Origin of the sequence: Blastococcus sp. TF02A-26 (assembly GCF_003319125.1) — a bacterium.
Taxonomy (GTDB): domain Bacteria; phylum Actinomycetota; class Actinomycetes; order Mycobacteriales; family Geodermatophilaceae; genus Trujillonella.
In genome coordinates, this window is sequence record NZ_QOHG01000054.1 from 1 (window position 1) to 652 (window position 652).

The window sequence follows — 652 nt, forward strand, 5'->3', positions numbered from 1 at the left end:
AGTCCGTCGCAGACCGCCCGGGTGCGTTCCCGCGGCATCAGCACCGCGCTCACGCAGAACCGTGAGTGGTCATCCACCCCGGTCAGCGCCTTGACCGAGGTGCCATCGGCCAGCCCGATGCCGCCCACGACATCCATCTGCCACAACTCCATCGGCGCCCCGCGCTCCCAGCGTTTCCACGCCTCCTTGCGCCGCTGCCGGGCGCCGGGCTCGATCAGCCCGGCCCGCTTCAACGCCCGATAGACCCCGGCCTCACTCGGCACCGGCGTCACCTGCCTGCGGGCCAGCTCCACCACCAGCCGCCGTGGGCCCCACGCCCGGTGCTGACGCCGCAACTCCAGCACCGCCGCCTCCACCACCGCCGCCATCTGATGCGGACACGACGCCGGCCGATGCGACCGATCAGCAGCCAACGCCTCCAGCCCGCCGTCCTCATACCGGGCCAACCAGGCATGCAGCGTCTGCCGCGAGACACCCCACTGCTGGGCCACCGAATTCACCGGATGGCCCTCGGCGATCACCGCGAACACCGCCAGATAGCGCTGTTCCGCCACGCTCAACTCCCTCATCGAGGGAGCGTCAAGGATCAGCCGAAACAGCTGTCAACCATCAACCGCAACACTGTCGCGCCTCACCCGAAGCCCCGTGGTCA

At 69.8% G+C, this 652-nt stretch carries 1 protein-coding gene; it reads right to left on the reverse strand.

All coding sequences use genetic code 11. The features are described 5' to 3' along the window. On the reverse strand, nt 1–569 hold a 569-nt coding region (locus DQ240_RS23065; RefSeq protein ID WP_147262076.1), incomplete at its 3' end, for a helix-turn-helix domain-containing protein. Between the last annotated feature and the right edge of the window lie 83 nt (nt 570–652).